The organism is Rhodopseudomonas sp. B29 (assembly GCF_000333455.1).
Taxonomy (GTDB): Bacteria; Pseudomonadota; Alphaproteobacteria; order Rhizobiales; family Xanthobacteraceae; genus Rhodopseudomonas.
Window position 1 is genome coordinate 1 of the sequence record NZ_BADD01000263.1, and the last position, 7041, is coordinate 7041.

General features: G+C 65.5%; 6 protein-coding genes. 2 read left to right on the top strand and 4 right to left on the bottom strand.

Annotated features, from left to right (window positions below):
* The 4 genes from I5M_RS09570 to obgE form a co-directional block, all read right to left on the bottom strand.
* Positions 1-1158 (bottom strand): glycosyltransferase family 2 protein (locus I5M_RS09570; RefSeq protein WP_244431960.1); only part of this gene is annotated, 1158 nt, incomplete at its 3' end.
* Between the two features lie 177 nt (positions 1159-1335).
* Positions 1336-2154, bottom strand: coding sequence for an alpha/beta fold hydrolase (locus tag I5M_RS09575; protein ID WP_031335967.1), 819 nt, complete (start codon positions 2152-2154; stop codon positions 1336-1338).
* Between the two features lie 92 nt (positions 2155-2246).
* A complete protein-coding gene (locus tag I5M_RS09580; RefSeq protein WP_022721200.1) occupies positions 2247-3866 on the bottom strand; it encodes an alkaline phosphatase family protein in 1620 nt (539 codons plus the stop codon).
* A 201-nt stretch (positions 3867-4067) separates the two neighbouring features.
* Entirely contained in the window at positions 4068-5129 is a 1062-nt protein-coding gene (gene obgE / locus I5M_RS09585) for a GTPase ObgE (protein WP_022721201.1), read from the bottom strand.
* A gap of 159 nt (positions 5130-5288) precedes the next feature.
* Between obgE and I5M_RS09590 the strand changes: the two genes are divergently transcribed.
* On the top strand, positions 5289-6206 hold the full coding sequence (locus tag I5M_RS09590) for a DMT family transporter (RefSeq protein WP_031335969.1): 918 nt from the start codon (positions 5289-5291) through the stop codon (positions 6204-6206).
* A gap of 149 nt (positions 6207-6355) precedes the next feature.
* Positions 6356-7041: DMT family transporter (locus I5M_RS09595; protein ID WP_022721203.1), on the top strand; the 686-nt coding region annotated here is incomplete at its 3' end.

Genomic DNA, 7041 nt, shown 5'->3' on the forward strand with positions numbered 1-7041 from the left:
TGAAGGACGCGGTGTATCGGCTGGAGCGATTGTCTGGGCGCTGACCGGGCGGCGAAGCTGATGCAGGATCATCTTGGCGATCGCGACCTGCCGCGGCAGATCGGACGGACGCAGCGGCGCGCCGCGCTGCAAGGCCGGACTGTCGCGGCTGATTCGCTGCCAGGCCTCGTCGAACGTCATGCCGGGGTCGGCAAGTAAGCGCATCGCATCCTTCGACACCCGCCAGCCGCGCGGCAAGGCACGGTTCGTCCTTTGGTCCGCCAATATGCGTCGCAGATGGCCGCAATAGATCGAACGCCGTGTCGCCTGCAGCGCGGGCTCGAGATCGTCATCGCACGGCGCGTCGGCCTGCTCATGACGGAGCCGCATCGTATCGGCGGCGCCGCCTTGGGCGCGGCCGTCGAGCTGGCACGAGGTCAGCACTGACACCGCCATCGAATGGCGCACCTTGAAGCCGGCGCGCTCCAGCGCCGCGGTAAGTGCGGAATCTTCGCCGACCGGTCGCGGCGGCAGGCCGCCGATCGCCTGATACGAAGTCAGCGTCAGCGCCAGGCTGGCGCCGGACGAGACCCGATGGTTCGGCCAGGGATCGTGCGCGCGCGGGTCGCAACGCGCGTCGATCTCGGCCAGCAGCCGCAAATACGTGTCTTCGAGGCGGCCGCGGGCAAGGAACGTGCTGCCGAGACCGATAATCTCCAGCGGCTCGGCATCAATATAGCCGGCGACGCAATCGACGCCGTTCTGCATCTCGCGCATCGTTGCGGCGAACCAGGTCGGTGACACGCAGCTGTCGGCGTCGGTGGTGAGAATTAAGCCGTCGCCGTCGCCGCGCTCGATCAGCCGCGCCGCAGCAAGGTCCATGGCCTGCTTGCGAGCCGCGCCCGCGGACAGTTGGCCCGGTGGCAGCGTCGCCTCGATCACCACCACCGGATGCGGCACCAGCGGGGCGAACTCGCGCACCGCTTCGGCGGTGGCGTCGGTGCAATTATTGGCGAAGATCAGAATCTCGAATGCGCCGGCGCGGACCGGAGCCCCGGCCTCGTCGCGCTGCATCCCCAGCGCCGACAGGCAACGCCGGATGCGTTGGGCTTCGTTATAGGCGGGGATGGCGACGATGGCGCGACGGCGATGAGGAGACTGGCCGGCCTTCATGGACATTTGACCCACTGATACTCTCTCTGCGTGGCGATTTGGTAGCACGCAATCGTTGCGCGCTGTCGCTGCTGAAAAGAGTTAGTGAGGCGATTCGGTTCCAAGGCGGCCGGGGCTGCGATTGCCCGGCACGCCGTCACGGTCGGAGGATCGGCGGTCGCCGGCATCCAGTGCAACTCGTCGTCAGCCGACGAACTGGATCAAGTCTGTGTTGAGGCGGTCCGGGGCGGTGGCGAAGAGGCCGTGCGGCTCGCCCTCGTACTCGATCAACTTGGCGCCGCCAATGCCCTTGGCGGCCGCACGCGCCGACGGGTCGATCGGAACGGTCTTGTCGGCGGTGCCATGGATGATCAGCGTCGGCACGGTGAACGCCTTCAGGTCGGGTCGGAAATCGGTCTTGCCGAAGGCATCGACGCAGCGCAGCGTCGCCATCGGGCTCGCCATCACCGCCAGCACGAATGTCCAGTCGAGCAGGCCCTGGCTGACCGGGCTGGTGACCCAGCCGACGCCGTAGAACATCTTGGCGAAGCTCTGCAGGAACGCGAACCGGTCTTGCCGGATCTGCGCTTTCATGTCGTCGAACGCCGAGAGATCGACGCCGTCAGGATTGGTGTTGTCCTTCAGCAGATAAGCCACCACCGATGCGACCAATGCGACCTTGGCGATGCGCTTGGTACCGTGCCGCGAGAGATAACGGGCGACTTCGCCGCCGCCCATCGAGAAGCCGACCAGCGTGGCCTGCTCCAGCTCGAGCTTATCGAGTACCGCAGCGAGGTCGTCCGCGAATGTATCGTAGTCGTAACCGGTGGCGGGATGGCCTGACTGTCCGAAGCCGCGCCGATCGTAGGTGACGACACGGTAACCGGCCTCGAGCAGCGCCACCGTCTGATACTCGAACATGTCGCCGGTCAAGGGCCAGCCGTGAATCAACACCACGGGACGCCCTGTTCCGGCGTCCTTCACGTGCAGCTTGGTGCCGTCCTTGGCGTCGACAAAGGGCATCGCGATCTCCGGGAGTAGGTCGTCGCTCAACCCGCTCGGCAAAGCGTTGTTCCGAACGCGCGCCAATCGATGGTCGTGCCTACGCAGCCGCCTCAGATGCCGATCCGCTTATAGATCGCGGCGAGTTCGGTTTCGTCCCAGATGCCAATCAGCACGCCGTTCTTGACCTGGAGCTGATTGTCCGCATAGGCGGCGATCTTGGCGTTGGGCGTGGTGATGTGATTGTTGGGATGCAGCGCCCAGTCGAACAATTCGGCCTGCAGCCGCGCGATCACCTCCGCACATTCCGGATCGGTGCCGCGGTCGATCAGCTCGTCCGGATCGCTGCGAAGATCGTACAGCATCGGCCGGAAGCCGGAGGCGTGGACCATTTTCCAGCGGCCGTCGAACACCATGAACAGGCGGCAGCGCTCGATCGGCTGACCCAGCATCAGCCGGACGTCCTGCATCGAATAGTCGTATTCCGACAGTGCCACTTTGCGCCACGCCGGCGTCTCGCCGCGCAGCCAGGGCAGTAGCGAGCGGCCTTCGAGGATGTGGCGCGGCGGCGGCGCGCCGAAGTAATCGACGAAGGTCGGCGCCAGATCGATCGCCTCGACCAGCGCGTCGTTGACGCTGCCACGCGTCGCATCGGCCTCGCGCGACGGATCGACCACGATCAGCGGCACTTTCGCCGAGCAATCGTGGAACAGGTCCTTTTCGCCCATCCAGTGATCGCCGAGATAGTCGCCGTGATCGGAGGTGAACACGATCATGGTCGAGTCGAGCAGGTTCTTCTCTTCCAGAAATTTCATCAGCACGCCGAGCTGATCGTCGATCTGCTTGATCAGTCCCATATAGGTCGGGATCACCTTCTCGCGGGCGCCGTCGCGCGCCATGTTGCGCGAGTAGCGCATGTTCATGTAGGCGGCGAACACCGGGTGCGCCTCCTGCCGCTCCTGCTCGGAGCGCACCACCGGGATCATGTCGGCGGGTGAGTACATCGAGGCGTAGGGCTCGGGCGCGATATAGGGCCAGTGCGGCTTGATGTAGGACAAATGCAGGCACCACGGCCGCGGATCGTCCGCCGCCTCGGTGATAAAGTCCATCGCCCGCCGCGTCATATAGGGTGTCTCGGAGTGCTCGTCGGGAATGCGTGCCGCCTTGTCGGCATGCACCAGCAGCCAGCCGTTCTGCAAATCGCCGTCGTCGTCGGCGCCGGAGTTGGCCCAATGCTCCCAGGGGTTCTCGGCCTCATAGCCGTGTTCACGCAAGTAAGCGTCGTAGCGCGGGCGCGGCTTGCCGGTCGGATGCAGGCCGTCGTCGCGCTCATAGGGTTCGAAGCCGCATTGCGAGACATGCACGCCGATGATCGAGTCCGGCGGGATGCCGAGTTGCTTCAATCCTTCGACGTCGGCCGCCATGTGAGTCTTGCCGACCAGCACGTTGCGGACGCCGATTTGCTTGAGGTGATCGCCCAGCGTCGGCTCGCCGACGCGTAGCGGCCAGCCGTTCCAGTGCGAGCCGTGCGAGCGCATGTAGCGGCCGGTGTAGAACGACATCCGCGACGGGCCGCAGATCGGCGACTGCACGTAGGCGTTGCTGAAACGGACGCCGCGGGCGGCGAGTGCATCGATGTTAGGCGTCTTCAGCGTCGGGTGCCCGCTGCATCCGAGGTAATCATAGCGAAGCTGATCGCACATGATCCAAAGGACGTTCTTGGGTTTTTCCATGCCCGGCATTTTCTTGATTGGTGATGGGATGCGGATGCTGCGTCATCGGGGACGCGAACACAAGTATCGACGACGACAGCATCCGCTCCGTCATTGCGAGGAGCGCAGCGACGAAGCAATCCAGCGCAGTGCACGGAGCTTCTGGATTGCTTCGCTTTGCTCGCAATGACTGGGATAGGTTTAAGAGGAATCGAGACGCGCTCAGGCGTCCTGCGGCGCCCACGGCTCGGCGTCGGCGGGGCTCTCGCTCCCGCTTTTGGCCTTGTCGGACACCGGCGCCTCGCCGATCACCGCAGCGAGCGCGCGCAGCGCTTCCGGCACGCCTTGGCCGGTGACGCCGGACAGCAGCAGCGGTGTCTTCTTCGCCGCGCGCTTCAGCCGGTCCTTCTGCTTCTTCAGTTCGTCCGGTTCGACCGCGTCGATCTTGTTCAGCGCCACGATCTCGATCTTGTCGGCCAGCGTGTCCGCATAGGCTTCGAGTTCGCCGCGCACGGTCTTGTAGGCCTTGCCGGCGTGCTCGCAGGTCGCGTCGATGAGGTGGAGCAGCACGCGGCAGCGCTCGATGTGGCCGAGGAAACGATCACCGAGGCCGGCGCCTTCGTGCGCGCCCTCGATCAGGCCGGGAATATCGGCGAGCACGAATTCGCGGCCGTCGCTGTTCACGACGCCGAGTTGCGGATGCAGCGTCGTGAACGGATAGTCGGCGATCTTGGGCTTCGCCGCACTGACCTTGGACAGGAAAGTCGACTTGCCGGCGTTCGGCAGCCCGACCAGACCCGCATCGGCGATCAGTTTCAGCCGTAGCCAGATCCAGCGTTCTTCGCCCGGCTGGCCCGGATTGGCGTGGCGCGGCGCGCGATTGGTCGACGACTTGAAATGCGCGTTGCCGAAGCCGCCATTGCCGCCCTTGGCCAGCACGAAGCGCTCGCCGACTTTGGTGAAGTCGTGCAACAGCGTCTCTTTGTCTTCGTCGAAAATTTGGGTGCCGACCGGCACCTTCATGACGATGTCTTTGCCGTTGGCGCCGTGGCGGTCGCTGCCCATGCCGTTGACGCCCTTCGGCGCCTTGAAGTGCTGCTGGTAGCGATAGTCGATCAGGGTGTTGAGGCCGTCGGCGGCCTCGACCACGATGTCGCCGCCGCGGCCGCCATTGCCGCCGTTGGGCCCACCGAACTCGATGAACTTCTCGCGGCGAAACGCCACGCAGCCGTTCCCGCCGTCGCCGGAGCGGATATACACCTTGGCTTCATCGAGGAATTTCATGGCTCATCCGTATCGCAGGGGGGTGTCGGCAGCAAGTGCGGTGATCGCGCGCAGGCCGCGAAAAGCCCGCAATTCCAAGCTCTTCCTGCACCGGCCGGCGCCCCACGGCGCGCACCGCCAGCCCGTCCTCCCAGTTTCACTCGTCCGCTTCAGGCCCAGATAGGGATGTTCTCGCGTCTTTCCATTCCCGCCGATCCACGCTCCGCGCGTCTGGCCGGCGTCACGCTGATGCTGGTCGGCATCGGGATGTTTTCGCTCGGCGACGCCATAGGCAAGTTCCTGGTGGCGACCTATTCGGTCGGCCAATTGCTGCTTTTGCGTAACGGCGCGGCATTGACGCTGTTGTCGCCGTCCATCTGGCGTCATCGCGGCGACTTCCTGCGGCTGGAGCGGCCGTGGCTGCAGCTGCTGCGGGTCCTGTTCTCGACCATCGACGTCGCCGGCTTCTTTCTAGCGACCGTGTATCTGCCGCTCGCCGATGTCATCACCTACTATCTGGCGGTGCCGATCTTCGTCACCGCCGGGTCGGCGCTGATTCTCCGCGAGCAGGTCGGCTGGCGGCGCTGGAGCGCGATCGCGGTCGGCTTTGCCGGCGTGCTGATCGCCTTGCAGCCGTCGTCGCAGACGATGACCTGGCCGGCCTTGATCGCGCTGTGCGGCAGCCTGTCGTTTTCCGGGTTGATGCTGACGACGCGCCTGTTGCGCGGCACGCCCGATACGGTGCTGGCGTCGACACAGTTCTTCGGCACCATGCTGTTTGGTGCAGCCGTCGCATCGTTCGGCTGGGTGATGCCGAGCGCTCGCGACATTGCGCTGTTCTGTCTCGCCGGCGGCGTCTCGGTGATGGCGCTATTGTGCGTCAACCGCGCGCTCAAGCTGGCGCCGGCCAGCGTCGTGGTGCCGTATCAGTACACGATGATCATCTGGGCGGTGGCGTTCGGCTATCTGGTGTTCGGCGATCTGCCGTCGGCGGCCACGCTGATCGGCGCCGCCATCATCGTCGGCGCCGGGCTCTATATCTTCCTTCGCGAACGCAAGCTCGGCCGGGTGCCGGAGGCAAGCCCGCCAGTGGCCTGATCCGGCGAACGGAGCATTTCGCCGGGACGCCAGTCACGCGATGCTGCGCGCGGCCACTGCGTCTGCAGCGGCGATGGGACAGGTAGACCACATTGAGCGGCAAGATCTCCTTGGCTGACGACCCGCCCCGGGCGCGCTTCGCCGGCATAATGTTGATGCTGGTGGCTATGCTGGCGTTCGCCTTCGCCGATGCCGCCGGCAAGAAGATGGTGGCGAGCTATACGGTCGGACAACTGTTGCTGTTGCGGGCGTTCGCCGGGCTGGTGGTGCTGTCGCCGTTGATCTGGCGGCAGCGAGCGGCATTTCTGCAGTTGGAGCGGCCGGGCCTGCAGCTGGCGCGGACATTGGTTGCGGCCGGAGAAGTCGCGGTGTTCTACCTCGCCACGGCCTATCTGCCGCTGGCCGACGTCGTCACCTTCTATCTCGCGTCTTCGCTGTTCGTCGCCGTCGGCGCTTCGGTGTTGCTCGGCGAAACCTTCGACCGGACGCGTAGCATCGCGATCCTGATCGGCTTCATCGGCGTGCTGGTCGCGCTGCAGCCGTCGGCGCAGACCGCGACCTGGCCGGCGCTGATCGCGATCCTGGCCAGCGTGTTGTTCGCGGCGCTGTTGCTGCTGACCCGCTTTTTGCGCGGCACGGCCGACACCGTGCTGGCTTCTCAGCAATTCGTCGGCACGGCTGTGCTGGGTGTCGTGCTGATGACGCAGTCGTCCGGCTGGGTGACGCCGGCGCCTGCTGATCTCGTGTGGTTTGCCCTGACCGGCAGCGTGTCGGCGGTCGGCCTGCTCTGCGTCAACCGCTCGCTGCGGCTGGCGCCGGCCAGCGTGGTGGTGCC

Bases quoted from the DNA above. Each gene is read 5' to 3' on its own strand.
- I5M_RS09575 (WP_031335967.1), bottom strand. From the start codon at position 2,154: ATGCCCTTTGTCGACGCCAAGGACGGCACCAAGCTGCACGTGAAGGAC.
- I5M_RS09580 (WP_022721200.1), bottom strand. From the start codon at position 3,866: ATGGAAAAACCCAAGAACGTCCTTTGGATCATGTGCGATCAGCTTCGC.
- obgE (WP_022721201.1), bottom strand. From the start codon at position 5,129: ATGAAATTCCTCGATGAAGCCAAGGTGTATATCCGCTCCGGCGACGGC.